Source organism: Streptomyces sp. PH10-H1 (assembly GCF_030063355.1).
In the GTDB taxonomy this organism is placed as follows: Bacteria; Actinomycetota; Actinomycetes; order Streptomycetales; family Streptomycetaceae; genus Actinacidiphila.
The window spans coordinates 1-26,052 of record NZ_JASISZ010000094.1; the positions used below are offsets into that span (position 1 = coordinate 1).

Annotated in this window: 26 protein-coding genes and 2 pseudogenes; 10 read left to right on the forward strand and 18 right to left on the reverse strand. The window is 69.3% G+C overall.

The window, feature by feature from the left end:
- The 4 genes and pseudogenes from QMK24_RS35775 to QMK24_RS35790 form a co-directional block, all read left to right on the forward strand.
- Positions 1-305 (forward strand): site-specific integrase (locus QMK24_RS35775; RefSeq protein ID WP_283471042.1); only part of this gene is annotated, 305 nt, incomplete at its 5' end.
- Positions 302-628, forward strand: a complete 327-nt coding sequence (locus QMK24_RS35780) for a helix-turn-helix domain-containing protein (RefSeq protein WP_283471043.1) — start codon at positions 302-304, stop codon at positions 626-628. The genes QMK24_RS35775 and QMK24_RS35780, both read left to right, overlap by 4 nt.
- Positions 625-2,931 carry an XRE family transcriptional regulator gene (locus QMK24_RS35785; protein WP_283471044.1) on the forward strand — a complete coding sequence of 769 codons (2,307 nt, stop codon included), beginning with the start codon at positions 625-627 and terminating at the stop codon, positions 2,929-2,931. Before QMK24_RS35780 ends, QMK24_RS35785 begins: the two co-directional genes overlap by 4 nt.
- 21 nt (positions 2,932-2,952) lie before the next feature.
- A pseudogene (locus QMK24_RS35790) lies at positions 2,953-3,605 on the forward strand (IS5 family transposase); the annotation flags it as partial.
- Positions 3,606-3,624: 19 nt separating this feature from the next.
- Here the strand turns inward: QMK24_RS35790 and QMK24_RS35795 are convergent.
- Both QMK24_RS35795 and QMK24_RS35800 read right to left on the reverse strand, forming a co-directional pair.
- Positions 3,625-3,909 carry a serine integrase family protein gene (locus QMK24_RS35795; protein WP_349307939.1) on the reverse strand — a complete coding sequence of 95 codons (285 nt, stop codon included), beginning with the start codon at positions 3,907-3,909 and terminating at the stop codon, positions 3,625-3,627.
- Between the two features lie 96 nt (positions 3,910-4,005).
- Positions 4,006-4,629, reverse strand: coding sequence for a TetR/AcrR family transcriptional regulator (locus QMK24_RS35800; RefSeq protein ID WP_283471045.1), 624 nt, complete (start codon positions 4,627-4,629; stop codon positions 4,006-4,008).
- A 139-nt stretch (positions 4,630-4,768) separates the two neighbouring features.
- Here QMK24_RS35800 and QMK24_RS35805 point away from each other — a divergent pair, with 139 nt between their 5' ends.
- Positions 4,769-5,719, forward strand: coding sequence for an alpha/beta fold hydrolase (locus QMK24_RS35805; RefSeq protein ID WP_283471046.1), 951 nt, complete (start codon positions 4,769-4,771; stop codon positions 5,717-5,719).
- A 413-nt stretch (positions 5,720-6,132) separates the two neighbouring features.
- On the opposite strand, the gene QMK24_RS35810 is transcribed toward QMK24_RS35805, so the two are convergent.
- Positions 6,133-6,549, reverse strand: coding sequence for a hypothetical protein (locus QMK24_RS35810; protein WP_283471047.1), 417 nt, complete (start codon positions 6,547-6,549; stop codon positions 6,133-6,135).
- Between the two features lie 318 nt (positions 6,550-6,867).
- On the opposite strand from QMK24_RS35810, the gene QMK24_RS35815 reads away from it, so the two are divergent.
- From QMK24_RS35815 to QMK24_RS35830, 4 genes and pseudogenes are all read left to right on the forward strand, one after another.
- Positions 6,868-7,275: a hypothetical protein gene (locus tag QMK24_RS35815; RefSeq protein ID WP_283471048.1), complete on the forward strand. Its 408-nt coding sequence runs from the start codon at positions 6,868-6,870 to the stop codon at positions 7,273-7,275.
- Between the two features lie 85 nt (positions 7,276-7,360).
- Positions 7,361-8,299, forward strand: coding sequence for a hypothetical protein (locus QMK24_RS35820; protein ID WP_283471049.1), 939 nt, complete (start codon positions 7,361-7,363; stop codon positions 8,297-8,299).
- 439 nt (positions 8,300-8,738) lie between these two features.
- A pseudogene (locus QMK24_RS35825) lies at positions 8,739-9,038 on the forward strand (IS5/IS1182 family transposase); the annotation flags it as partial.
- Between the two features lie 309 nt (positions 9,039-9,347).
- Positions 9,348-9,665 (forward strand): hypothetical protein, encoded by a 318-nt coding sequence (locus tag QMK24_RS35830; protein ID WP_283471050.1) that lies wholly within the window; start codon positions 9,348-9,350, stop codon positions 9,663-9,665.
- Between the two features lie 76 nt (positions 9,666-9,741).
- Here QMK24_RS35830 and QMK24_RS35835 read toward each other — a convergent pair whose 3' ends face one another.
- The 9 genes from QMK24_RS35835 to QMK24_RS35875 form a co-directional block, all read right to left on the reverse strand.
- Positions 9,742-10,170, reverse strand: coding sequence for a MarR family transcriptional regulator (locus QMK24_RS35835; RefSeq protein ID WP_283471051.1), 429 nt, complete (start codon positions 10,168-10,170; stop codon positions 9,742-9,744).
- The gene (locus QMK24_RS35840) at positions 10,167-10,604 is read right to left on the reverse strand and encodes a winged helix DNA-binding protein (RefSeq protein WP_283471052.1); all 438 of its coding nucleotides are present in this window, start codon (positions 10,602-10,604) and stop codon (positions 10,167-10,169) included. The genes QMK24_RS35835 and QMK24_RS35840 overlap by 4 nt, the downstream gene beginning before the upstream one ends.
- 1,385 nt (positions 10,605-11,989) lie before the next feature.
- A complete protein-coding gene (locus QMK24_RS35845) occupies positions 11,990-12,178 on the reverse strand; it encodes a hypothetical protein (protein WP_283471053.1) in 189 nt (62 codons plus the stop codon).
- A gap of 481 nt (positions 12,179-12,659) precedes the next feature.
- Positions 12,660-13,397, reverse strand: coding sequence for a GNAT family N-acetyltransferase (locus QMK24_RS35850; RefSeq protein WP_283471054.1), 738 nt, complete (start codon positions 13,395-13,397; stop codon positions 12,660-12,662).
- A gap of 220 nt (positions 13,398-13,617) precedes the next feature.
- Positions 13,618-14,859 carry an ATP-grasp domain-containing protein gene (locus QMK24_RS35855; protein WP_283471055.1) on the reverse strand — a complete coding sequence of 414 codons (1,242 nt, stop codon included), beginning with the start codon at positions 14,857-14,859 and terminating at the stop codon, positions 13,618-13,620.
- 161 nt (positions 14,860-15,020) lie between these two features.
- Positions 15,021-16,319 (reverse strand): ATP-grasp domain-containing protein, encoded by a 1,299-nt coding sequence (locus tag QMK24_RS35860; protein WP_283471056.1) that lies wholly within the window; start codon positions 16,317-16,319, stop codon positions 15,021-15,023.
- Complete coding sequence (locus QMK24_RS35865; RefSeq protein ID WP_283471057.1) at positions 16,316-17,497, reverse strand: GNAT family N-acetyltransferase; 1,182 nt, start codon at positions 17,495-17,497, stop codon at positions 16,316-16,318. Before QMK24_RS35865 ends, QMK24_RS35860 begins: the two co-directional genes overlap by 4 nt.
- A gap of 41 nt (positions 17,498-17,538) precedes the next feature.
- Positions 17,539-18,825 carry an MFS transporter gene (locus QMK24_RS35870; protein ID WP_283471058.1) on the reverse strand — a complete coding sequence of 429 codons (1,287 nt, stop codon included), beginning with the start codon at positions 18,823-18,825 and terminating at the stop codon, positions 17,539-17,541.
- 201 nt (positions 18,826-19,026) lie between these two features.
- Entirely contained in the window at positions 19,027-19,185 is a 159-nt protein-coding gene (locus tag QMK24_RS35875) for a hypothetical protein (RefSeq protein WP_283471060.1), read from the reverse strand.
- Between the two features lie 1,205 nt (positions 19,186-20,390).
- On the opposite strand from QMK24_RS35875, the gene QMK24_RS35880 reads away from it, so the two are divergent.
- Entirely contained in the window at positions 20,391-21,050 is a 660-nt protein-coding gene (locus QMK24_RS35880; RefSeq protein WP_283471061.1) for a hypothetical protein, read from the forward strand.
- Between the two features lie 175 nt (positions 21,051-21,225).
- On the opposite strand, the gene mihF is transcribed toward QMK24_RS35880, so the two are convergent.
- The 6 genes from mihF to QMK24_RS35910 form a co-directional block, all read right to left on the reverse strand.
- On the reverse strand, positions 21,226-21,540 hold the full coding sequence (mihF, locus tag QMK24_RS35885) for an integration host factor, actinobacterial type (protein WP_283471062.1): 315 nt from the start codon (positions 21,538-21,540) through the stop codon (positions 21,226-21,228).
- 85 nt (positions 21,541-21,625) lie between these two features.
- Positions 21,626-21,859: a hypothetical protein gene (locus QMK24_RS35890; protein ID WP_283471063.1), complete on the reverse strand. Its 234-nt coding sequence runs from the start codon at positions 21,857-21,859 to the stop codon at positions 21,626-21,628.
- A 68-nt stretch (positions 21,860-21,927) separates the two neighbouring features.
- The gene (locus QMK24_RS35895) at positions 21,928-22,461 is read right to left on the reverse strand and encodes an NUDIX hydrolase (RefSeq protein WP_283471064.1); all 534 of its coding nucleotides are present in this window, start codon (positions 22,459-22,461) and stop codon (positions 21,928-21,930) included.
- A 192-nt stretch (positions 22,462-22,653) separates the two neighbouring features.
- A protein-coding gene (locus QMK24_RS35900; protein ID WP_283471065.1) for an IS3 family transposase occupies positions 22,654-23,906 on the reverse strand; the annotation gives its coding sequence in 2 pieces (ribosomal slippage) (positions 22,654-23,624 and positions 23,624-23,906; 1,254 coding nt in all).
- Positions 23,907-23,982: 76 nt separating this feature from the next.
- On the reverse strand, positions 23,983-25,149 hold the full coding sequence (locus tag QMK24_RS35905) for an NlpC/P60 family protein (RefSeq protein WP_283471066.1): 1,167 nt from the start codon (positions 25,147-25,149) through the stop codon (positions 23,983-23,985).
- A 2-nt stretch (positions 25,150-25,151) separates the two neighbouring features.
- Entirely contained in the window at positions 25,152-26,009 is an 858-nt protein-coding gene (locus tag QMK24_RS35910) for a hypothetical protein (RefSeq protein WP_283471067.1), read from the reverse strand.
- Between the last annotated feature and the right edge of the window lie 43 nt (positions 26,010-26,052).

Here is a 26,052-nt window from a genome sequence, read left to right on the forward strand (position 1 = left end):
TGCATCGCAATCATGGACGTGGAATGCAACACAGCCGACGGACTGCGTCACGAAAGAATCCACATCGGCACGCCTGCTCAATCGCTACACAGGGTCATCCGCACACGGCCTCTGCGGACACAAGCCGGCGCTACATCACGCACCTGACGGAGTTCGGCTATCCTGCCCGCTTCGTTCAAGAGCAGGTCGGCCACAGCCATGCCTCTACGACGGCCGTCTACATGGGCGTCTCCGACGAGTACCGCAACCAGCTCCTGGAGGCGTCGTTGAAGCGCCGGCTGGGCGACGACTGGGACCTTAAATGATCAAGAAGATGGGCTATGAGTGGCGGCTGCGCCAGTTGATGGCCGCGCAGGAGATGTTCCAGACCTCGGACTTGGTGCCGTTGTTGGCCGAGCGCGGCGTGACGCTGTCACGAGAGCAGGTCTACCGCCTGGTGACGCAGCCACCGCAGCGGATGAGCATGGACACCCTGGTCGCGCTGTGTGACATCTTCGGGTGCACGCCGAACGACCTCATCGTGCCGCTGGTGGTCAACACGCAGGTGAAGAAGGCGGCCGGCGACGAGGCCGCGCCATTGCCGCTGAAGGAGCGGCGCACCACGATCCGGCGCCCCGGCCAGCCATGAGGGCCCCGACGCCGGACCAGATCCGACTGCGCGCGGAACTCGCCGCAGCCCGGGAGCGGATCATCGTGCTGTTACGGGTCGCGGTCGGGCCGTCCCTGTCCGGCGAGCGAGCGCAGGCCCTGGTGCAGGAGGCCCGCGCGTGGAGCGGCCCGAACGCCTTCGGGCTCCTGCGCTACCTCGCCGCCCGGGGTGACGCTCTGAGCGCGCCGGGCGGGGACTGCCCGATGTCTGTGGTGCGGTTGATCGCGTTGTTGGCCGCGGCCGGCTACGGCGCGAAGGTGGCGCTGGTGGTCTGCGTCGACTGCGGCAGGACCGACCCCCTCCCCGGCCGCACCAGTCCGCGGGGGCGCCAGTGCACCCCCTGCGCCGTCCGGTCCACGCTCCGCCCCTGCGCGCGCTGCGGCAAAACGACCAGGATGCACGCCCGCCGTCCGGAGGGCGGCATCTGCAAGCCGTGCCGCAACCAGGAACCGGATGCCCGCAAGGAGTGCGCCGGTTGCCACCGGATGATGGTGCCCGACCGGCGCCTGCCCGGCGGTACCCACCTGTGCCAGTCGTGTGCCCCCCGCAAACTGCAGACGTGCTCCGGCTGCGGCCGAGAGCGCCGCGTCAACGCGTGGACGGCCACCGGCCCCGTCTGCATCAGCTGCTACTCCAGCCCTGTCCGCCGGTGCGGGATCTGCGGACAGACCGCGCCCATCAGCAAGCGGGCCAACGGGAACACCCCGGACACCTGCCGCCGGTGCTACAAAGGGCAACCGGACACGTGCAACGCCTGTGGGAAGGTCAGCACCGGGCACCGCATCCATGGCGGCTGGGGGCCGTTCCACTGCCGTACCTGCACCGCGCGCGAGGCCCGCACCAGGGAGCCGCGCGCGTGTCGTGTGTGCAACCGGGTGCGAACCGTCAAGATCGTGTGGCCGATGGGGCCGGTCTGCGGGCCCTGCTACCGTGCGGCCCGGGTGACGCCTGCGGCCTGCACCTCTTGCGGCCGGCAGCGGATCCTGATCGGCCGGAGCGCCGACGGTGGCCTGCAGTGCAGCGCGTGCTGCTTGCCCGGTGAGCCGCCCGAACGGTGCACAGCCTGCGGCGAGCCCGCCGATCTCCTGCCCGGACACCGCTGCCCGCGCTGCACCCTGCACGCCCGCGTGCGCGACCTGCTGTCCGCGGACGGGGCCAGCATGCGCCCGGCGTTGCAGCCGCTGGCCGCGGTGCTGACCGGTTCGGACAACCCCTACCCGATCCTGGCCTGGCTGCGCCGCAGCCCCGCCGCCCACCTCCTGGGCACCCTGGCCTCCCAACCCGACGACCTCGACCATGCGGCCTTGGACGCGCTGCCGCACGGCGCCTGCACCGCCTCCGTGCGCGGCCTGCTGGTCACCGCCGGCCTCCTGCCGCCACGCGATGAAAACGTGGCGCTCCTGACCCGCTGGGTCGCCCGGACCGTGACCCGGCTGCCGCCCGCGCAGGCCACCGTGATCCGACCCTTCGCCGAATGGCACATCCTGCGCGACGCGCGCCGCCGCTCGGCCCGCGGCCGCTACAGCTACGCCGCGCACAAAGGCGACTGCACCAACATCCGCGCCGCCATTCACCTCCTGAACTGGCTCGGCGCCCGGAATCTCCCCCTGCAACGCCTCGATCAACGCCACCTCGACACCTGGGCGACCGACCGGCCCTGCCTGCGGAGCTGCGCCATTCCCTTCATCCGGTGGGCCACCGCCCGCCGCCTGACATCCCCAGACCTGGTCATCGAGCACCGGCCCTTCCAACTCCCCGGCCAGTTCCTCGTCGACGACGTCCACCACGCGCAGTTGCGTCGGTGCCTCCACGACACCGCCCTTCCGCTGGATGTGCGCGTCACCGCAGCCCTGGTGCGCCTCTACGCTCTCCCGCTGACCCGGATCGTCGAGCTCACCGCCGACCAGCTCCATCGCGACGCGGAGCACACCTACCTGACGATCCACCGGCACCCGGTCCTATTGCCGCCGACGCTCGCCCGCCTCATCGACGACCAACTCCACCAGTACCCTCCCGCGCACCGCACCGCAGACCGCGCCCGGCACCTCGTGCCCGGCCCCAGTCCCGGCCTACCGCGCAACCCGGCCGGGCTGGCCGCCAAGCTGCACCAGCACGGCCTGCCCGTCCGCGCTGCCCGGAACACCGCCATGATGGAAGCCGTGGCCGACTTGCCACCCATGGTGCTCGCCGATCTGCTGGGCATCGCGCCCCGCACGGCGGAGCGCTGGGCCGCCCTGGCCGGAGGCAGCTGGTCGCACTACCTGGCTGCCCGTCCCGGTTAGATGCCGGTGGGCAAGGAGGTGTTGGACGCACTGGAGGAAGCCGTGATCAAGCAGGAGCGAGCCCGCCAAAAGGGGGAGGCCAAACGGAACAGATCGGACCCGTCACCGGCGGCGAGTCCGAGCGGGAAGAACGCCGACGGAAGCGGCGACGACGCAAGCTCCGCCTGACCCAAGCCCTGCTGGGAAGGTCCCGCGGAGGGCTGACCACCAAGATTCACCTCACCGCCGATCGCACGTGCCGGCCCTTGTCTTTCGTGCTGACCGCCGGACACGCAGCCGACAGCCCCCAGTTCATCCCCGTGCTGGAGAAGATCCGTGTTCGCCTGCCCGTCGGCAGGCCCCGCAGCCGCCCGGGCGCGGTCGCCGCGGACAAGGCCTACTCCTCTCGCACCAACCGCGCCTACCTGCGCAAACGCGGTATCAAGGCGGTCATCCCGGAGAAGAAGGACCAGACCGCCAACCGCCGGCGACGAGGCCGCCTGGGCGGTCGATCCATCAGCCACGACGCGGAGCTCTACAAGGAACGCAACACCGTCGAGCGTCTGATCAACCGCATGAAGGACTGGCGTGGCATCGCCACACGCTTCGACAAGACACCCGAGAGCTACCTCGCCGGCCTCGAACTCCGCGCCTCGATGATCTGGATCGACGACCTCTTACGCACAACCGATTGATCACGACATCACACAGGCCCTAGTCGGCCTCGGCTAGGGCCCGGTACAGCGAAGCAACTGACGGGTTCTGTCCGGCGTTCTTCCCGGTCGGAATCCTCAGCTTCTTCGCGATCTCGGGGACCGGCACGCTCTTGTCTCTCAGGGCGAGGGCGAAGGTCACCATGTCCTCGTCGATGACCTTGGGACGGCCGCCGTGGTGGCCCTTGGCGGCGGCAATCTGCTGGCCCTCCAACGTCTTCTCCCGGATGTAGTTGCGGTCGAGCTGGGCGGCGACGGCCAGCACGGCGAAGAACATCGCCCCCATGCCGTGCGGGTCGTAGATGCCGGTCAGCGGCCCGGTGAGTGGTTGTTTTTGAAGGCTGTCCTGCCCGCTGGGTGGAGTCCGGTGTTGCCGTCGGGGTTATGTGGGGAGCGTGGTGTGGTTGTTGGTGAAGATCCGGTTGAGGTGATGGTGGATTACCGCGATGGCCGACTCTGACGTCCGTTGGCCGACGAGGATGCTGGTGCCCATCGTGGCAGTCGTGGCGAGCAGGCTGATTGCTTCCGTACGTGCATCGACGGCTGGATCGGCCAGGGCGGTCTCCTGCGCCTGCTGGAGCAGTCCGGTCAGGGCGTTTTCGGCAGCGTCGGGGTTGTCGATGAATGGCTGGGCGGCCAGTGCCTTGTCGGTGACGGAGAGGATCGCGTAGGAGCTGTACAGCAGGTGGAAAGTGCGGCTCTCGTCGTCGGTTGGCAGGGAGGCCAGCAGTAGTGCTTCCACCGTGGCGCGCGGGCCCGGGTCTGGGCCGGCGGCGGCCAGGCGGGCGCTCACACGCGTGGTGAAGCGGTCGGTGAGGTGCTTGAGGCCGTAAAAGAGCAGCTTCTCCTTGGTCTCGAAGTAGTACTGCACGAGTCGGAGGGATACGCCGGCCTCGGCTGCGACGTCGCGCATGCCGACGGCGTGCAGCCCTCGCCGCCCCGCGACTTGGATGAGCGCTTCGGCGATCTGGGTGCGCCGTTCCTCGTGGTCCACGCGCTTTGGCATCAGTGCTGTCTCCGGCAGTGGGTGGAGTGGGTGGTTCAGGGGCTTGCAGGCCGGCTCGGTCCGACATTTCCATGGTACCGCCGTATCAAGAACGTGGTACGTTCGTATCACGAAGAACAGATTTTCCTGGAGGTGCCCCGTGCCCAAGAACGCGACCCGAGTGCGACGTGACGTCGGCCGCTACGTGAGTGACGAGCTGCGCGACCGCTATTTCGCCGCCGCGGACGTGCTCTACGCGATGGGAGCACCCGCCCGTTCCGAGACGGACGTGGAGACGAGCTTCGGCACTACCCACGTCTACCGCTACGGTCCCACCGAACCCAAGGCCGAGTCCCGAACGCCGATCGTCCTGATCCACGGCGCCGGGTACAGCTCCGCCATGTGGTACCCCAACACCCCCGGGCTCAGCCTCGACCGCCCCGTCTACGCGCTCGACACCCCGGGCGACGCCAATCGCAGTGTCCACCGCGAGCCCATGTGGCAACCCGAGCGCGCTGCCCAGTGGATGGACGAAGCCCTCGACGCGCTCGGCCTCGACAAGGTCCACCTTGTCGGCTCCTCCTACGGCGGCTGGCTCGTCCTCAACCAGGCGCACCGCCGCTCCGAACGACTTGTCTCCGTCACCGCCCTCGACCCCGGCGGCCTGGAGAAAGTCGGCCTGCGCTTCTTCGCCTGGGTCTTCATCAGCCTGTTCGCCACCTTCGCCCCCAAGGCCCTGCGCCCCCGGCTCGCCAAGTGGCTGGACCAGCCGGTCATCGCCATCCCCGAGATGCGCAAGTGGATCCAGCTCGGCGCCCGCGCGTACCGAATCCGCCGCCCCGCACCCCTGCCGCTTGCCGAGGAAGCGCTGCGGTCCATCCGGACCCCGCTGTACTTGATCATGGGCAAGCACAGCCTGCTCGTGCACCCGAAGCGGCAGCTGGAGCGCGTACCGCGCCTGATACCCGGGGCCCGCGCCGAGATCATCACCGCGACCGGGCACGGCCCGCAGATCGACCACCCGGACGTGGTCAACGCCCGGATGCTGTCCTTCATGGAGGACGTCGACTCCCTCGACCCGGCAGGGACTCGGGGCGCCACGTGCGCATAGACGGGCAAGCAGCCGAGGCCCACGCGGACCGTCCAACAACGCATAACCGCTGCTCGACGGCAATGGTGCGTCGATGACCTTCGCGCGCTGGTATCTGTCGTGGCTTGAGGAAGCCGAACGGCAGTCGGCGTCAGCCCCGGCAGCGGACTGAGTCGCGGGCCCGGCGGAGATGGCGTCGGGCTTCCTCGCCCAGCTGTCGGTGCGGGGCCCCGCGTCGTACTGCTCGACCGCCCAAGGCAGGATGGTGCAGGTTTGCAGGTACCAAGGGTCGTACTCGCTGAGGTCCCAATCCCGGATGTCGAACCGGAAGCCGTCGACCGACTCGAACCGGGCCAGCGCCTCACGGGCGGATGCTTCGGTGCTCAGATCCGCGTCGGACCAGAAGCCCAACAACTCGTTGTCCACTTCCGTGATCAGGTCGGGATGGTCGGTGCCGGCCTGCTCCACTTCCTTGCTGATGTAGGCGCGGATGCGTTCGCCGGCGAACTGCATCGCGCCGCCTCGCCCGCCATTGGGCAGCTGCTTGGCCCAGTACTCCGGGTTGATCCGCGCCGTGGTGGCGAGGGCCGGAAGAGCGAGAACATGTCGTCCTGGCGGGAAAAGGCCCAGTGACCCGTTCCGCCGTGGATCACGAGCGTGCCCGGCCAGGTGACGATTTCGCACTGCTGCCAGGACGCGCGCGGGAAATCGAAGCGCAGGTGCCGGTACAGGCCGTTGTCCATCAACACGGCCATCTTGGCGCCGTCGACGTCGGCGGCGAAGCGCTCTTGGGCCCGGGTGAGTGCTGCCGTCATCTCGGCGTAAGGGTCGAAAGGGTCCATGTCGTTCAACGTGCTGTCTCCTCGTCGCACCGGTCCCGCCCCAGGGGCGGGGTGTCGCGGGGTACAACGACGGTGCGGGGCGTCCGGCTCGGGACCCGGCCACCCCATCTACACGGCCAGACAACCCGCATGGCAATCCGCGGCCCCCGACCCGCCGACCGTCCCGTCAGGAACCGACGACCGCCCTGACGATGGCCTGAGCCACGGCCAACTGCTCTACTCCGACGGCTACTTCCTGCCCGTAGGGGAAGCGATTTCCACAAGATCGACTTCTCGGGGTAGATTCCCCTCGCTCACACAATCTTTATGTAGCCTCGGAGGATCATCGTGAAGAAGTTCACCGCCGTCTCGGCGATCGGACTGTCCATCGCATCGCTTCTCGTACTCGCACCCAACGCGTCGGCCAGCGGGGACGGCCACTGCAATGAGGGCAAGGACGCCTGCTTCCACTACAACTCCGGCGGCGTGGGTGCATTCGTCGACATCGACGACTGCTGGGGTTACAACCACGCGAACTTCACGTTCATCGGACCCGGCGCCGGCGCCGGGCTGTCGCTGAAGAACAACGCTGCCTCCGTTACGAACTGGACCCACAGCAACCCGCACTACGTGTACTACTACTCGGACCGGCAGGGCCCGGTCCAGATCATCGGTCCGTGGGTGACGGCCAACCTGAACGGCACCCTGAAGAACCAGAACGCGTCCAGCATTTTCTATGAGTCCGGCAATTGCTGAGCATGCTTTTTGATGGGGTTTCCCGCAGTACGGGAGACCCCATCCGCCGTATGCCGACTCGTGCGACCCGAATGACAGTGATGCAATGAGAAAAATACGCCGTACCACCGCACCCGGCCGGTATGTGGCCCTACTGCTCTCGCTGGGCACATGTGCCGCCCTCGCCGGATGCGACACGTCGAGCGGCAGTCCCGAAGGCGTCGCCGAAAGGCCGGTGTCGGCGGTCGGCACCCCCAACACGGCCGTTGACCTGCGACTTCCCCTGGACGACTACATGTTGGACGAGTTCGAGGGGTACAAACTCTCCGAACTGCTACGGGCCCGCATGACAGCCTGCATGAAGGAGTTTGGCCACATCTCCTTCTCCCTTCCGCCCGCCCCGTCGCCGGCAGTCGCCGTGCACAACGAACGTCGCTACGGAATCACTGACGCGAAGCTGGCATCTGAAAGGGGCTACCGCGTACCGGAGAAGACGAAGCCTCAGGTCTCTTCGGAACCGAGCCTGTCGCCCGCCGAGTCGTTCGCACTGACCGGCGGAAGCACCCATCCCGGCGAGTTCGGGCAGGGAGGAAGCGATCAGAGCGGCAAACCGGTGCCGCCCGGTGGATGCGCGGGCCGCGCGAACGAGGCCCTCGGCTACGGGTCCGCGGACGCACCCGGCAATCCGCAGCTGGTCCAGTCCCTGGATCGGGCCTCCTTCGACCAGTCCCTCCAGGACGCCCGCGTAAAATCGGCGCTCTCCCGCTGGTCGGTGTGCATGAAGAAGGCCGGATACACCTACCCCGCCGAACCTTTCTCCGCCAGTAACGACTTGGACTTCACCGGACCCACTGTCGGCGAGAAGGAAAAGGCCGTGGCGGTGGCCGATGTGACGTGCAAGAACTCCTCCGGCCTGATCCGCGACTGGAAGGTCGTGGAGACCGCCCTGCAAGAGAAGTTGATCGCGGAAGGTGGCACCGAAATCGCCCAGGTCAAAACCCAGACCGCTGCCGTCCGAGCCAACATCAAGCAGCTGGCCCCCTGACCGGCCGCGCACCCCGCCCCGCGGGGACGCGGTGACCGCGAGACCGGACGGCTCCCCGTCGCCTTCCACGGCTCCGGGCCGAGGTCACCGACCGTCGGCCCGGGGCATGCCCGCCGGGGCGGGTCCCGCGGCGGTCCGGATGGGAACGGCCGTGCAGACCGTGCCGAGCGCGTACTCCTGAGAGCGCGGTCGCGCGGATGCGATACCTGATCGCGCAGCACAAGGGCAACAAGGCCGTGGCCGGCCTGCTCGGCACGGACCGTGGAACACGCCCTGCGCACCGCGCTGGTGGATCGAGTACGGCATCGGCGTCTCCCACAGACCCGACCGTGTCTACCCGGACCGCGGCGGCCCGGGGGGTGAGTCGGCCGCCGATGTCGGCGACCTGCTGCATCCCCGTACGGGGACGTCGATCTGGCCGAGGTGCTTGTGGGCCTTGGCCCGGTCGTCCCGCGGCAACCGCGCCTACCTGTGCAAACGCCGTATCAAGGCAGTCATCCCGGAGAAGAGGGACCAGGCATCTAACCGGAAGAACAAAGGCCGCAGGGGTGGCCGGCCGGTAACCCACGACGCCGACCTCTACAAGGAGCGGAACACAGTCGAGCGCCTGATCAACAAGCTGAAGGCCTGGCGAGGCATCGCCACCCACTACGACAAAACCCCCGAGAGCTACCTCGCCGGCCTCCACCTGCGGGCCTCAATGATCTGGATCAAGGACCTCACCCGGACCGACGCTTGATCACGACCAAATACACGCCCTAGGCGTACGTCCTGGAGTCGGGCGAGCTCGTCGGCCTGCTCCGCCGGCCATGCGGTGCGTAAGGCCGCCTGCTTGGAGTCCCAGCCCGTGGCCGGGTCGGGGTGTGGCCCGCGCCGCTTAGCGGCCACGGCATGGGCGTAGGCGGCCCGCAGTCCCGCCGGGGGCCGCAGGCCCGGGGCGGCTGGAGAATACTGCAGCTTTCGAATACCGACTCTTCGCCAGTGAACACGTCAGTCCACCGAAGGCATCATCGGCGCGATCACCGGCACGCTCCACGACCCGGCCAGCGTGCTTCTCGGCCGGCTCGACGCCACCGGGCGTCTGCGGTACGTCGGACGGAGCACTCCATTGGGAGTCCGCGCCCGCCAGGATCTTGCCGAGCAACTGGTCGCTGCTTCCCCGCAGCACCCGTGGGCCGGCGCGACCTTCTCTGCGGCCTGGGGTGCGAAGTCCGCGCTGGCTACAACACTGGTCCGGCCCCAGACTGTCGCCGAATTCGCCGGCGACACCGCGGTCGACGCTGGCCGCTGGCGCCACCTGGTGCGATTCCTGCGCGTTCGCGCGGACATGAGCCCCGACGATGTGCAGGCGTTCGGCGAGTCTTGACCACTGCCGCCCTTGACGGCCGTGCGCCACCGGGCGACCAGCTCATCGCACACCACGTCCTCGGTCGTGCCAGGCGTCAGTCGGTCTCGTTGTCCGCCGGCACCGCGCGGATGTCGCGGCGCCGGCGGGCGTCGGTGTTGCCGCGCTTGCGCGGGGCCCGGGCCCGCTCATCGGGGTGCACCATCGGATCGGCCAGCGCCGCGGCCATCATGTCCCGGACCTCGGGATGGTTGGTGAAGAACAGGCGGGCGTTGAGCTTGTAGCCGGGCTCAAGGTCCAGCACCAGGTTCATCGCGGTCAGCCGGCTCAGCGCGTCGTAGGCCGTGGATTCCGCGATGCCACAGGCCGCGGCGACTTCGCCGGCCCGGAAGGTGATCGACTGGAAGTACGCCCCTTGGTCTTCCATCCACGCCAGCAAGGACCGCTGTGCCGCAGAAAGGTTGAGTGAGTACAGGGGCGGTGTCGCCAGGCTCTCGGGGTCGAACGCGTGAGCCGGAACCGTCATGACGTCTCTCCTGACCGGGGCTTCGTCCTGGCCTTGGCGTCGGGGGCGACCGCCGGCGGATCAATCCTGCGGCACGCCGTTACTTGCGTCGATCCACTGCCCTCCCAGTATCGCCGGGGCGTCAACTGGTAGGCGGCAGAGCGCGGGGACGTCTTGAGCAGGAGGTTGAGGGCGACCAAGCGGGAGAGCGAGCTCTTGACGGTTCCCTCGGTGGAGTGGATCTCTGGGGCGACGTCCGCCGGCTTGAGGCGTACGGGAGCGCTCGCCCCACCGTGCTCGCGGACCCAGTCCAGCAGCGCCCACTGTGTGCCGGTCAGCCCCAGGGCGTACAGCGGAACCTCGCTGCCGATCGACTCCAGCGTGTACCCCTTGCCGTCGAAGGCGTGCGGTGTACGCGGCCGGGGTGTCATCACCTCCCCGGAGTGCAAGTTCACCAGAGCCAGGCTGCTCTGGCGCCGAGGAGCAGCACCCATCGAATGACTCCCTGTCCCTAAGGGCGGAAAAAACCGCCCTTAGCTCCGACCAACCATCCCTTACAGGCTGATCATACAGTTGGTGGTCCGAAAAACCCGCCCTTATCAACGGGTGGCCACTGCGTGGCTAAGGGCGGATTTTCCGAACCCTATGGGCGGGATTTCCAGCCCTTAGCCTCACATTTCCGCAGGTCAAAGGCACCTTCTCCTTCTGTCAGTAAACGTGCGCGCGAGTACCACAGCAACCACCCGCCCATCAAGCACCAACGGCAGGCGCGGGCCTGGCGGTTGGCGTGTGGCTCGCGCCTCGGGGGACCAACCCCCGAACCCCCGCCAGCGCCTACGCCGCGCTGGACCGGCGAGGGGCTGCCGCAGTCCGCGCGCTCCTCGGCCGGTTGCCCCGCGCCGGGGCGCGGGGCAACCGGCCTGCGGTGCGTGCTCCCTTGCCACTGCGAAACAGCACTCCACGGCGAGTGGGGGCACAAGTGGCCACCGCGCTGCACTGTCGAGCACGACCGCGTTGGGGTTGCCGTTCCGTGGCCAAGGAGGTGACGGGGTTCGTTGGGGGTGGGGCTGTGCGGATCTGACGCATGCTCGTGGCAGGCAAGCACCCGAAGGACGGGGCGGGGAGCGAACGTGCGGCCCCGCGGCGGCCAGGCAAGGGCAGGTCCTCCGCGAAGACGTCACCACGCCCCAGTTCGTGACCCTCACCGGCACAGCGGGTGGACCTTCCGTCCAGCACCGGGCGCACCCCAAGCACGAACTGCTGCACCCGGCTTCCGGAGTGAAGAACATCGGGCGGTCACGGCTGTAACGGCTGGTCGCAGGCGAGGACAGGAACTGGCCCACGCTGGCCTCAGTGCGCTCCGGCAAGACCAGCGACTGGGATCCAGCTCAGACGACGCCGGGAAGCCGGCCGCTGGTGGGATGCCAGCTGACGCACGGGTTGCCGCCCGTTGGGGCTGCGGATGATGCGGTCGGGTCTGGCAGGAATGGGCGAAACCGCCAGGCCCGACCGGACCCCGATCCCATGGCGCGTCCCTTCTTTCGACGACCCGGGCCCCGGACTGCGAGTGCCATGGCATCCCCAATGCACTCGCAGCCGCCGCATCCCACGGCTTGGTCCTGCCGTTCCTCGATCGCGCGCCAGAGCAGTGCCAACAGCTCACGGTACTGGTGCCGTTCATCGCCGTGGCAGGACTGGCTTACGTGATGTACCAGCACCTCGCGCTGATAGCTCCGTTGTTGGGTGGGCCTGCGGTAGGCCCGGCCGTCCAGCGCGGCGAGCTGAAGCGGCGTCGGCGCCCTGCGTCGCACCGGACCGGTCGGGGTCTCGCCAGGTCCGCTCAGTAGCGGCGAGGGGCTGGCGCCGGGTCGGGCTCCCACGCCTCGTCGTCCTCGTCCGCGACGAACGGGGTGGAGTAGGCCGGCTCGACGAAGAGCGCTTTGAAGCGGAAATCGGGTCTCGGGGTGGCTGGCAGCCTCTGCTGCGAAGGGATCGCCTCGGTTCGCCGGACGGTATCTCTGGAGGACAACCTGGTCTCCTCTTTGCGATCATGTGTGCAATGCCAGAACTGGTCGGCGTTCGGCCGGGGCGACTCCCACGGACGGCGCACAAACGCGTGGATGGACCCGCCGTCACGCACCAAGGTGGGGCGCCGGCCGGCCACCGACGGCGCAACCGATCGCCATAGTGCCAGGGAGCACGGACAGTGTGCCGTCCGGAGCACGGCAGATCGCCGCCTTGCGCGCGGCGAAGGGGCCAAGGGGCCCACCGCAGCGGATGCGGCCCGGCGACTGCGGGACGTGGACCGTGCTCTGGATGGGCCCGCCCCCATGTAGGCAACGGACTGCCACTCGTCACCATTCCGATCACGAACGAGCTCCAGGGTTCCAACGGGTCTCCGTCTGGCGGCTGCCGGCGCGCGGGCCGCGACGCGCGTCCCTGCGCGCTTCCTCGCCTGTAGCTGCCTCTGCCCGAGCGGGCGCGCAGGTGCGGACACCGGGCACACGCCCTCAGTTGGGGAGATGCCATCGAGAGAACATCCGTTCAGTGTTTCCGGCGTGCAGAAGGAAGGGCAGGTTGAGGGGTTGCAAAGAGAGCCTGCCTCCGAGCCCGAGGACGGTGAAGCCCTGCTGTGCGTAGAACCTCTCCAGGTCACGGCCGACTTCGAACGAGCCATAGAGAACCGCGTAGCCGAGCTGTCGGTATACCTGCCAGGCTCGTTCCAGCAGCTCGGCCGCGAGGCCCTGGCCGCGTGCGTGTTCGGCGATTGCGAGACCCTGGACCTTGGCGATGGCCAGGGACATCGCCAGCGCCTGTTCTGTGGTGAAGCCGCAGCCCAAGGCCATCTTCACCACGGCTAGCGAGGGCATTCCGGAGAGAACGCCGACCACCTCGCCGGAGGCGTCCACGGCAACGAGCAGCAGAGCCAGGCACGGCAACCCGTCGACGAGCCGAGGCGTCGCGCACCCCCTCATGGTCGCGGTGTAGAACGCCGGCCTGCTGTCGTCGAGCCCAGTCATCAAAGCGGCAGCCAGCGACCCGGCGTCCAGAGATTTCCGCACGTAGGGATCAAGCTTTACTCCGGCCAGGTTCAGCAGCGCGTCGGCGGCGGCCGCCTCGCCCGGTCGGATCAGGCGGATGCGTCCGCCGGCCGGAGCGGGCCAGCCTTCCCGGAGCCGGGCCGCGTTCACTGCCAGGGGCGGCTTCGTTACCGCGTGCTTCTTCATCTTGCGCGTCCACTTGATCAATGGCCCTCCTCGGATTGTCTGTTCGCGTCGCCCTCGTCCTGGTGGACTGGGGCACTAACAGCAGGCGTGCGCCGGTCAGTTCGGCGTCGGGAAGCTGCACACAGCAGGGGCGCCCACCTCTGACCCACGTTCTGCAGCTGTGGGCGGGGACACTGGGCGGCGGCTACCGCCTTGCGATCGGTGGGAGCACAGGACCGGGGAAGCCGGGTGGCCTGGGCGGTCATGCCGCGTCGGCAGTCACGGGCCGAATCCGCAGGACGGTACGGGCCAACAGGGCGCGCAGGTGCGCGCGGGCTTCCTCGGCGGTACGGCCGGTCACGATCCCGAAGGCGGCCTGGATGCTGTTCGGCACGTGGGCGGACGGCGTCAGGGTGACCTGGTCGCCGACCTCGCACAGCCAGTGGAATTGCTCGACGTGTTCGTCACTGCCGCCAGTGAGCTCGCGCGCGGTGACAGTGCCGTCGCCGGGCGGGTAGAGCATGCCGATGGCGGCGCTGCAGGCTTGAGTGGCTTCGAGATCTGGTATCTGGCCGCAGGCGATAGCGGCCGCGGCACGGACCAGGTCCACGCCGGTGGCGTGGCGGACGAGCTGACTGATGCTGTCGCCGCCGAACCGGATGTTGACCTCGATCAGGCGGGGCCCAGTGTCGGTGAGCCGCATCTCGACGTGGCTGACACCGTGGGTGATGCCCACGGCGCGCAGGGCTGCTGCGGCGATCGGTGCGACTGTGGGTAGGAGCGGATCGCCGGCCGTCACACCGTGGGCGGTCTCTACGAGGTGCGGGGCGAACGCGACGGTCTTGTGAATGACGGCGACGGCGCGGGTCTGCCCGTTCTGGGTGACCGTCGTGACCGAAATCTCTGGGCCGTCGAGGAACTCTTCGAGTAGCACGCCCTCGCCGTCGGGGCCCTGGGCGGCCGCGGCGGCGCAGGTGATGCTCCAGGCGGCCGGCAGGTCGGTGATCGTGTCGACACGGACGACACCAGCGCTGTCAGCGTGTGCGGCCGGCTTGAGGACGACGGGATAGCCGCCGATGCGCTCGGCTGCGGAGGCCGCGGCCGCCATGCTGTGGACCCAGGTGGAGGCGGCGGACGGCACGTCCGAGGTCATGAACGACTGGCGGCTGGTGGCCTTGTCTCGAGCGGCGCCCACCGCGGCGGGGCTGTTGCCCGGTAGCCCCAGGTGCTCGGCAAGCCGGGCCACGGTCAGCAGCAGGGAGGCGTCGAAGGTCAGGACGCCAGCGATGTTCCACTGCCCGGCCAAGGCCTCGGCGGCCGCGGTGACCGCGGATAGGTCGTGCAGGTCAGCGACCTCGTGGGCGACGACGTACGGACGCTCCCAGCTGGGGGCCCGCGCGTTGAGGAGCAGCACCGGGTGCTCCGCGGCGGCGGCCTCCAGCAGGTTGCGGCACATCAGCTCGGGCCCGGAGCCGACGATGAGCAGCATCGGGTGGGACGACATGGGGATCTCCTCGGCACGGGTGATGGGTCGGACCGCCGCGGGGGGCGGCGGGAAGCGGGGGTCGGGCGGCCGGTTCCCGGCGGAATTTTGTGCGTGCTGCAGGTGCTGCAGGAGGCACGGCTGGACCGCGGCTGGTGAGCGCAGCGCGCAGCGGGCCGGTGTCAGGCAGCTGCGGCCGCGTCCGGGATCTCGGGCCGTGTGCTGAGGTTCATGCGTCGGGTGATCTCCTGCGCGCGGTGCCGGGTGTGCTCCGCGCTGTCGCCGATCACGATGAAGAACCCGACGCGCGCGGCGTCGATGTCGCCCTCTGGCGGAAGGCTCACCCGCGCCCCGACCGGCATCAGCCAGGTGACCTGACGCAGCCACGGGGTCCGGTCCTGCAGACCCTCGGGGAGAGCGCGGGCGGTGAGGATGCCGGTGGCGGGCGGGTAGATCACGGTGATCGCGGCGGTGGGCCCCACGATGGGCGTCAAATCCGGTGCCTGGTCCATGGCAATGTCGGCGGCTGCGCGGGGCAGGTCGATGCCGGTAGCGAGCAGCACGAGCGTGCCGATCAGGTCGCCGGCGATCCGGGCGTTGACCTCGATGATCCGCGGGCCGGTGGTGGTCAGCCGCAGCTCGACGTGCTGGACGCCCTCGGTGACGTCCAGGGCCTGCAGCGCCTGGAGGGCAACTGGGGCGACCTGGTCGATCAGCGGGTCGTTCGCGGTGACGGTGTGTCCTACTTCCTCGAAGTACGGGGCGAATGCCAGCTCTTTGTGGGTGACGGCGACCGCGGTGGTGACGCCGCGGCGGGTGACGCATTCGACGGAGACTTCCGGGCCGTCGAGGTATTCCTCAACGAGGACGCCGTGTCCTTCGGGGCCCTGTTCACTGGAGCCGGCGGCGGCGAAGGCCCACCCGGCCGGCAGGTCGGCGGGGGTGTCGACGCGGATGACGCCGATGCTGCCCGCGTGGCTGGCGGGTTTGAGGACGACCGGGTACCCGGTGCGGTGTGCTGCCTGTTCGGCATCGGCCAGGGTGTGGACCTGGGTGGATATTGCGGAGGGGACGCCGTAGGCGGCGAACAGCCGGCGGCTGGCGGCCTTGTCGCGGCACGCTGTCATCGCGGCGCCGGTATTGCCGGGCAGGCCAAGTCGGGTAGCCAGGTCCGCGGTCGGCACCAGCAGGTACTCGTCCCAGGTCAGGACGCCGCCGATGGTGTGCCGGGTGGCCAGCGCGTCGGCGGCCGCGGCGAAGGACACCGGGTCGTGCGGGTCGGCGATCTCGTGGTCCACGACGTGCTGCTGCTGCCAGGTCAAATCGGTGGGGTTGATCAGGACGACGGGGTACGCCGCGGCCATCTGCTCAAGGCAGTAGCCGCGCGTGGCCTCATCGCAGCTCCCGATGATCAGGAGTACCTCCCTCGTCGACGGGCCGGTTGACGAGGTGGTCGGGGCGTGGGTGCGGGGCGAGGTCATGAGTGGTTCTCCAGGGGACTCGTTGGGGTGGGCGTCCAGCAGGTGCTGCCGCTCGCGGCGGCCGGGAAGGCGTCGCCGTGCCGGGTGTGGGTGGTGGCGGTCGGGGTGCGGCCGTCCATGACCGCGGTCACGTTGGTGTCCCAGGTGGGCCCCCACTGCGCCTTGTAGCCGATCTGGCCGGCCGTTTCGAGGGTCGGTCCGAGGTCGAGGGAGGTGAAGCCGGCAGCGGCGAGGTCGGCGGTCAGCCGGGCCAGCAGGAGGTGGCCGGGCGACAGGTGGGTCAGTTGCGGATCCATCGCCGGGAGCACCGAGTAGGTGCGCTGCTCCCGGTACAGGCACAGCTGCGCGGCGATCGGGACGTCGTTGACCGCCACCTGGGCGATGAACGCCGTTCCCGCACCGCACCGGCGCAGTACCTCCGCCCAGGCCGGGGCCGCCGGCCCGGGTGCGGGGCGCCCTTCGGAGGCCCACCGGGCGGCGTGCAGGGCCTGCAACACGGGCAGCATGGACAGGAGTTCGGCGTCCGTGTGGGAGCGCCGGTAGCTGATGGTGTATCCGCTGGCCGCCACCCTCCGCTCGCGCTGGCCATGCTGGCGGCGGATCGACTTGGGCAGGGCGGCCAGGTCCAGCGGTAGCGGCACCACGGCGGTCCGGGCGGTGCTGTGCTGCCAGGCGGACCGGCCGAGCAGCACGGTGCCCAGCGGTGATCGCGCGGGCAGGTTCGCCAGGTGCACCACGGCCCCTTGCGTGGCCAGGCCGGTCAGGCACCGGGCCAGAGCCTGCGCCACGAACGGTTGGGCCGATTCGGGGCCTACTGCGGTGACGTACTCGCAGTAGGGCGAGACGGCTGTGACGTGGACGGTGCCATCGCTGTGGTGCTCGCGGACCAGGGCGAGGGCGGCGAGGACTCGAGCGCTGCTCGTGGCGATGAGCAGCAACGGTGTTGCGCTCGGTGGCAGTTGAGTGGTCCAGCCCAGGAGCCATCCGGGGGCGGCGTACGGGGGCGCCAGCGGGTCCTGCTGGTAGAGGGCGGGCCACTGTTCGGCCAGCCAGGTCAGTGCTGCGGCGCCCTCCACCGTGTGGACGCGTACCCCACCGCGGGATCTGCTCACTGGCGTGGCGGGAGCGGTGGCATGGCGGGTGTCCGGGCGGCGCGCACTGCCGATAACAGGGGTCATGACGTCAACTCCGCAGCTTGGGGTGGAGGGGTGGCGGCCGGTCACGCGGCATGCGCCTGCTCGGGCTGGCGGGTGGCGGCCGGGAGTTCGCCGGCGAGGGCTTGCTGTGCGGGCAGGGCGTACGAGGCGCGGTGGCGCCAGAGCCCGTGCAGGGCGTAAGCCATGGCTGCGCCCTGCAGCAGCGCGCAGATCAGCAGAAGTCCGGGAAGGTCAGTGGGGGGCAGCACGGCGACCAGGGCGCCGGCCACCGGGAACGGAAGCATCACCAGGAGGATCGTGACCGCCAGGGTGGATCCGAAGACGCTGGCGGGGATCAGGCGGGACCGCAGGGTGCGCAGCACGACCGTGAGCGCGCCTTCCCCGGCCATGAGGACGCCGATCGCCGCGGCGTACAAGGGGAAGGACGGTGCGAGGGCGACCGCGAAGCAGGCCAGGCACGCGGTCGCGGACGCGGCTGCTCCGACCGGCCACAGTCCCCAGCGTTCGATGCCCCATCGGCAGCCGGCGACTACGGCCAGGGCCACCACGCCGGCCGCGCTCCAGACCGCCCCCATGGCCACCGAGGAGCGATTGAACGCGTGCAGGACGATGATCGGGGCGCTGACCTGGACGACGGCGACCGCGAGGTTGGAGACGACCAGTCCGGTCACGAGCCAGGCCAGGGCCGGGATGCCACGTACCGTGCGCCATCCCGTCCTCAGTGCGCCCAGTACGTGAGTTGGCCCGCTCGCTTCGGACGGTGCGGCTGCTTCGGCGGTGGCCACGCTGAGCGCGGCGATGAGGGACAGGCCGGCGACGGCGGCGAGCATCGGGAGGGAGCCGGCCAGCAGCAGGGCGCCGGCGAGGAGCGGTCCCACGAGCAGTGCGCCCTGGTCGATGCCGATCTGGACCGCCTGCACTCGGTGTGCCAGTTCCCCGGCGCGCCGGCTGGCCTGTGCTCCGATGGTCTCCACGGCCACGTAGGAGCTTTCGGCGAGAAGCCCGCCGGCGGCGCCGAGAGCCATCAGTGCCGCCGTCACCGCGGGGCCCGTAGCCGGCAGGGCGCCCAGTACGGCAAGGGCCACCGCGATCAAGCACACTCGGGTGGCGTTGGCGGCGCGGAAGATTCTGTCGGCACGGTAGCGGTCCACCAGCGGTCCGCCGATGGCGAAGGCGGTCAGCCGCGGGAGCCATTCCAGCAGGAACGCGGTGCCGGTCAGGGCGGCGGAACCGGTCGTGGTCAGGATCAGGAGAGGGATGGCGTAGGTGAGGGTGGAGCTGGCCAACGCATCAGCGGCCCGCGTGAGGCAGCTGCGCGCAACGCCGGCCGGGCGAGCGGAACGAGGCATGGCGGGCTCCACGGATCAGGAGGGCTGGAGGGCAGGCGCCCCGCGGTGGGGGTCTCGGTTGGCGGCTCGCCTGCCAAGACGCCTTCACCAGGCGCGAGGGGCGGTGTGCGGATGGACCCGTGGGCCGTGGGCGACGTCGGAAATCGGTTCGTCCTGGCCCCTGCGGGGTCCCGGAGCGGCCGCGGCCGCTCCGGGAGGGTTCTATGACGTTCGGTCCGCCTGGCCGGCGGTCTCCGTACGGCGCCGGGAGTACCGGGCGGCGCCGAAAGCGGTCAGACCAACGCCGATCAGGCCGGTGGCGACCAGACCGAGCTCACCACTGCCCTCCGCACCGGTGTGGGCCAGGGACGCGTCGGCCACGGGCACGACCGTGTTGACCGGAGCGGCCGTGGGCCCGGCCGGCTGCGGGCGAGGGGCTTGGCCGGTGCCCGCATCGTGATCGCCGGATCCACCGCCCGGCTGATGCGTCGGGTTACCGCTAGGGCTCGTAGGGTCGCTCCCGGGAGACGTCGGATCAGGCGTCGGGTGGCCCGTGGGGTCCGGCGTGGGGTGGCCCGTGGGGTCCGGCGTGGGAGTGGGAGTCGGGTCGGTGCCTGGGTCGGTCGGGTCAGGTGTAGGCGTGGGGTCAGGAGTCGGCGTCGGGTCGGGTGTGGGCGTGGGGTCAGGAGTCGGCGTCGGGTCGGGTGTGGGCGTGGGGTCAGGAGTCGGCGTCGGGTCGGGTGTGGGCGTCGGGTCAGGAGTCGGGGTCGGGTCGGGCGTGGGCGTCGGGTCCGGCGTCGGCGTCGGGTCAGGCGTGGGGTCGGTGCCGGGATCCGGCGTGGGGTCGGTGCCCGGTTCGGGTGTCGGGTCGCTGCCGTCCCCTGGGCCAGTGCCGGTTCCGCCGGAGGGGTCATCAGTCGGCGCGTCAGCGACTCCTGCGGGCCCCGGGCCGTCCTGCACAGGCGCATCGGACGCGCTCGCCACCGGCTTGCTGGTGGTGGGCGACGGTTCGGCAGCGGACGCGCCCGGTGAGGCGAGAATGCCCGCCGCTGCTATCACGGCGGCCGTTGCCGAAACTCGCCGCAGGAATCGTGATCGGGTTGCACGCATGAAGGATATTGCCTCTCGGATTGAGGTACCGGAAGGCCAGAACTCCCGCCCAGGAGAGCGGCTTTCTGTGCCAGGACCCATTCAAACCCGATTGCCCTGTGGATAGATTTTTCGACGGCGCGCCCGCAAGCCTGAACCTGTGGAAACCTCATCGCCAACGCACGGAAGCGCGGAATTGTGCGCTGCTGACCTGGAACTATGTGCTCAGCACGCTCTCCGGAAGCCTGCGGGAACATTCGCCAACCAAGCACATCGGTGGCGTCGCTACTCCCAGTTGGCATCTTCCGGACATTCCTTTCGCGGCCCGGAAGCCTGGGGGCACCAGAGTTCCGGGGCGGAGCGTCGGGGAGTCGTGCCAGCACCCGCCGAAGTGCGAGCGCATCTCGGACCGAAATGGCTTTTGTTACCGCTCAGCAATCACGGGTAGCGTCAGACCCAAATGCTCTGTCCGGACATCGCATCGGGGGAACCCCATCGTGACCTGCCACACGTTGTCCAGCACCGTCGCCCTCGTCACGGCCGCGGCCCTGGCCCTTACCGCCTGTTCCGGTGACGACGCCAAGACATCCGGCCAAGCCACCGGCGCCCCCAGTACCCCGTCGACGACCACGCCAACGCGGGACACTTCCTCGCCCAGCGCTACCGCCCGCCGGCCCGTCACGGACCTGCCCAGCGACCTCAAGATGGTCTTCGTCTGGCCCAAGACCGGCAACACGACCCAGGACGCGGTGCTTAACGACGGGGAGCAGTACATCCGGGCCCTCAAGCGCGCGAGCGCCAAGAACGACCTGACGGATCCGGGATACGCGTTCTACTCACGCAACGACGGGCGCGCGTACGCCCGCAGCCAGATTCAGGCGAACATAACCGGCGGCTGGGCACCAACCGGCGATGACCGGTACTACGACGCGAAGGCCGACGTGTTCAAGGCGGGCTCCGCCACGCTCAGCTTCTGTCGGGACCAGAGCAAGGTCTTCAGCAAGAACGTGGAGACCGGGGCCGTGGTTCGGACGAGTCCCAATGCCAAGAGCTTTGTCCTGTACAACCTGCTACTCGTCACCGACACGGCCTCCCACGGGGTCTGGCAAACCACCAAGATCACCGTCATCGCGGGAGCCCCCCAGTGCAGGGGATAGGACCTCCCGTCGATCGCGCGCCTGGGGCCGTACGCAGAACCAGGCCCCGGCCGGTATCCGGCAGGCAATCGGCAGGGTTCGAAAGGGCTGCAGACTTGCATCGGATGCGGTCGGCGTCGACGAGAGCCCTGCCGTTCCGCTCCCGTTGATCAGTGAGGCGGACGCCTCTCGCCGTTCAGCGCTGGGGCGGGAAGAGTTCGAGCAGACGGGCGCGCTGGTTGGCGCCCAGGCCCTGGACGCGGCGGCTCTCGGAGATCCCGAGGTCGGCGAGGAGCTGGCCGGCGCGGACGGGGCCGATACCGGGGAGCGATTCGAGGACGCGGCGCACCCGGATCTTGCCTACCGCGGCGTCCTGGCGGGCGAGAAGGTCCGTGAGCGGCATCGTTCCCGCCTTGAGGTGGGCCATCAGCTCGCTGCGCTCCTTGCGGACGGCCTTCGCCTTTTCGAGCGCCTCGGCGCGCTGTGCTGCGGAAAGTTTGGGCAGAGCCATGGGTGTCGCTCTCCTTGCTCTCGTGACAGGTGAAGCGGTCATCATCTCCCGGCTAGCGGGCCGTTGACCCGCGAGTTTACGGGATTTACGAGTGGCCTTCCGGGCTGGGCCGGGGGATGTCGTCACCTGCCTGGAATGCGTCGAAGCCGGTGTGGGCCGCCGCGACGGCTTCGGGGTAGCTCTCGGCCTTGTCCTGCTCAGCGAGCGCCCGGTAGATGCTGGCCAGAGACGGGTTGTGTCCGGTGCGCTTGCCGGTGGGGATGAACAGGTCGGGGTGGAGCGCCTCGACGGACTCGCCGCCCGCGCGGCGTCGGAGCACGGTGTGGAGCATGTCGTCGGTGGTGACCGGTCGACAGACGCTGAGCCTTCTGAGCGTGATGGGCAAGGTCAGGATCGCGCGGTCCGGAACGCCAGATACCGACTGAAGGCTTCGTGGCTGTCGGGGGTGAAGCGCCACTCCAGCAGGGCCGACCGCAGCTCTTGCTCGGTCAGCCAGCCATGCCAGGCGACCTCATCGGGATCGGGGACCACGGCGTCCGGCACCACGGCTTCGTGCACGCCGAGCCAGTGAGGGCTCAAGCCGCTGCGGTTGATGAACGTGAACAGCAGGCGCGGCAGCGCACGGATGCCCAGCTCTTCGGCCAGCTCCCTCGCGGCGGCCTGTTCATAGGACTCGCCGACAAATGCGGCGCCACCGACCTCGACCTCATAGAGCCCAGGGAAGCGCAATACCTGCTCCGACCGTCGGTGGACGAGTATCCGTCCACGCTCATCACGACACACCGTCACGGCGACTCGGTGCAGCCAACCCTCCTGGATAGCCTGCCGGCGGCTGACCATCATCCCCAGCACGCGATCTTGATCGTCGACACGCTCCACCAGTTCATCCACGACGCACACCCTGGCAGAGCCCACTGACATTGACGCTTCCCTGAACCCACAGAGGCCGACCCAGGAGAACCAGAACTGGGAGGCCGGACACGAATGACCACAGTTGCGACCTGTTGTCCTGTCGCAGTGCATCTGGCAGCCAGTGGGCTGCTGACCTGCTGGGGTGCCGTGTCGTTTGAGAACGCTGGCCCCCAGTGAACCGCCCCGGGTTCGGTAGAGATCTCAGATTGTGGTGGTGACCTGGGGTTTCGTGGATTCCTTGTGGTGGTTGGCCTCGTACTCGGCGGGTGGGATGTGCCCTATCTCACCGTGCAGGCGGCGGTGGACGTACCAGTCGGTCCACTCGGCGGTGGCGAGTTCGACCTGGGAGAGGTTCTTCCAGGGCCGCTGCGGTTTGATCAACTCGGTTTTGTACAAGCCGATCGTCGATTCCATCAGGGCGTTGTCGTATGCGTCTCCGACTGATCCAATACTCGCTGCGATGCCGGCGGCGTCCAGATGCTCGGCGAGCTTGAAACTCGTGTACTGCGACCCGGCATCCGAATGATGGATCAACTCGCCCCTTATATGGGGTAGTTCATCCCGGTCGCGCTGCCATAGAGCCATCTCCAGCGCGTCCAGGACCAGCTTGGTCTCCTTGTTGGTCGCGGCAGACCAACCGACGATGCGCCGGGAGAAGGTGTCCACGACGAAAGCGACGTAGACGACTCCGGACCAGGTGGCGACATGAGTGAAGTCGGCTACCCAGCAGCGGTTCGGCGCCGAGGCGACGAAGTCGCGGTCGACCAGGTCGGGGGCCCGCTCGGCCCGCTCGTCGGGGACCGTGGTGACGATCTTCTTGCCGCGGACCGCGCCGGTGATGCCCAGCTCACGCATCAGCCGCTCGACAGTGCAGCGGGCCACCTCGTGACCTTGCCGGTGCAGCTCGCGCCAGATCTTGCGGGCGCCATAGACACGGTAGTTGGTGGTGTGGATCTCCTGGATCCGCGCCTTGGTTCCGGCATCGCGCACCGTGCGGGCGGCGGGGTTCTCCAGGCGTTTCTTGTGGGCGTAGTAGGTGGAGGGGGCGATCTTGCAGTCATGCTCGGTGAGCGTTCTGCAGATCGGCTCGACGCCGCCGAAGCGGTCCCGGTGCTCGTTGATGAACGTTACGAGCGTGTGTGTGGCCGGTCGAGCTCGGCCGCGAAGAAAGACGCCGCCGCCTTCAATATGTCGTTCGCCCGCTTCAGCTCGGCGTTCTCCTTCTTCAGCGCCTTGAGCTGGGCGGACTCCTCTGTCGTCGTCCCCGGCCGCTGTCCGGCGTCGATCTCGTGCTGCTTCACCCAGTTCCGCAGTGTCTCTCGGGAACCGATGTCCAGCTTTTCGGCGACGGACTGCAGTGCTGCCGTCTCGGTCGGGTAGTCGCCGCGGACCTCGGCGAACATGCGCACCGCGCGACGGCGCAGCTCAAGCGGGTAACGGGAAGGTCGTGCCATGACTCAATCCTTTCACGGAATCGAGTCTCTACCTGACCCGGGGCGGTTCACTATCGTGCTTCGGCTCATGCGGAGGTCAGCTTGCGCGGGGAAACACCGGGGGCGTCCAGCCCACGTACATCGCGCGCCAGCGCTGTTCGATGGCGTCGGCTGGGACGATGTCGAGGTAGCCGGGGCGGGTGATGTCGTTGCTGACGATCTGGCCGTTGCCGAGATAGATGGCGATGTGGCCGGCTCGGTGGCCGGTGGTCCAGTACATGAGGGCGCCGGGTGGTGGATGGCGGTCGCCGTTGTGGCGCATGTCGGCGGGGACGACCGTGTAGTGGTCGATCGCGTAGCCGACCCCGGATGCGCTCCAGCCGTAGGCGATGGCCACGAACTTGAGGCATGCCCGCTCCCACTCCTTCGTGGAGTTCGCGCCCGCGTGGGCTCGTGCCCAGGCGAGGGCGTCCTGCACGGTGCGGGGGTTGTTGAGCTGCCAGGTGGCCCGGCCGTCGGTGAAGGTGCCGCCCTTGCCGGTGCCGGGATCGACGACGCCGCACGTGACAGCAGGGGGTGTACCGGCTGACGGCTCGGTGCCGCCTGCGGTCGCGCCGGTGGCGCTGCCGCCGCGGGTGAGGTCGATGTGGGCCTGCTTGGCCAGCGCGCGCATGGCCGTCTCGTGGCCGGCGTACAACTTGGGGTACGCGCTGCCCTGGACGGCCTGGGCCACGTCTCCGGGCGGCAGGGACTGCCAGTTCTTGACGCCGATCAGGCCCTTGTTGCCGCCGCGGCCCTGGTAGAACGACTCGGCGGCGAACGCTGGGTTCATGATCTGCTCGCGGGTGCCCCAGTTCATGGAGGGCCGTTGCTGGAACAGCCCGAGGCTGTCGCGGTCGCCGTGGTCGAGGTTTTGCAGGGTGCTCTCCTGCATGGCGGTCATCAGCGCGATGAGGGTGGCCGTTCCGGGCAGGTGGAGCTTTTGGGCGGCCTGGTCGATGATTTGGGCGTTCGCCAGCTGCTGGGCGTGCACGCTGCCGGTGGCCGGCGGGGTGTCGCCGCGATCCGGTGCAGCCGATCCGGTGCCCGGCCCGGTGTCCTGGCAGGAGGCGCCGTGGGCTGCGGGCAGCGGGACGAGGGCGCCCATCAGCACTAGGCCGAGGAGGAACAGCACGGCGGCGACGGCGCCGACCTTGACGGCCAGGGCCTTCTTGGCGACGCCGGCGGCCTGCATGGCGATCTGCGTGACATCTTGCTGGTTCACCGCTACTCCTCCAGGCCGAGGACGCGCGTGACCATCCACCGCTGTCCGACGTCGGCGCGCGAGACTTCCACGACCAGGTGCCGGGTGTAGGCGTAGGCCTCGGTGCCTGTGACCGCTATCCGCGCGGTGGCCTGCCGGTAGACGCGCACCGAGGTGTCGGCGGAGGGCTGGTCCTTGGGCGACGGCCGGCTGATCGTCACCGCGGTTGGCTTGGCCTCGAGCCCTTGGGCGGCGATGAGCAGGTTCCAGTCCAGGTCGTCGTGGCGGTTGAGATTGGCCACCAGGGCCGCGGACGCGTACGGGGCCGCGCGCTTCACGGCCGCCTGGTGGGAGCCGTCCTTCGGCGGGATGCGAGTGGTGTATGCCGTCACGAACGCTTTGGCGACGTCGTCCGGTGCGTCCGGGAGCGGGGCGGGGCTGCTCGCGGCGGGAGCCGGCGGCGTGGTGCCTGTGACCGGGTTCACCGGCGCGGCCGGGGGCGCGGTGGCCGCCGAGTGGGTGGTGGTGTGGTCCGCGTCGCGCCACAGCCAGCTGCCGGCGGTGATGAGCGCGGCGACCAGGAGGGCGATGAGCGGCACCGTGACGGGCGTGGGCACATTCTTGCGCTGCGCCCTGACCCGCGCGTTGCGGGCGTCGCGGCGGGCGGAGCGCCAGGCCCTGCGGGCGCGCCGGCGCTGGAAGTAGGGCAGTTCGGCGAGCTGTTCGGGCAGGTCGTCGTCGCGCAGGAGCTGGCGCCACTGCGCCGAGGTTGCCGGCTGTTTCGGCGGGGTGCCGCCGTCGGCCGGGGAGCTGGCGTCCGGCTCGGCGGGCACGGGTTCAGGGCGGGCGCCGGGTGGGGTGTCGCGGGCGTTTTCGGACATCAGGTCTCCATGGGGTGGCCGTACCGCCGGCACGGCGGCACCC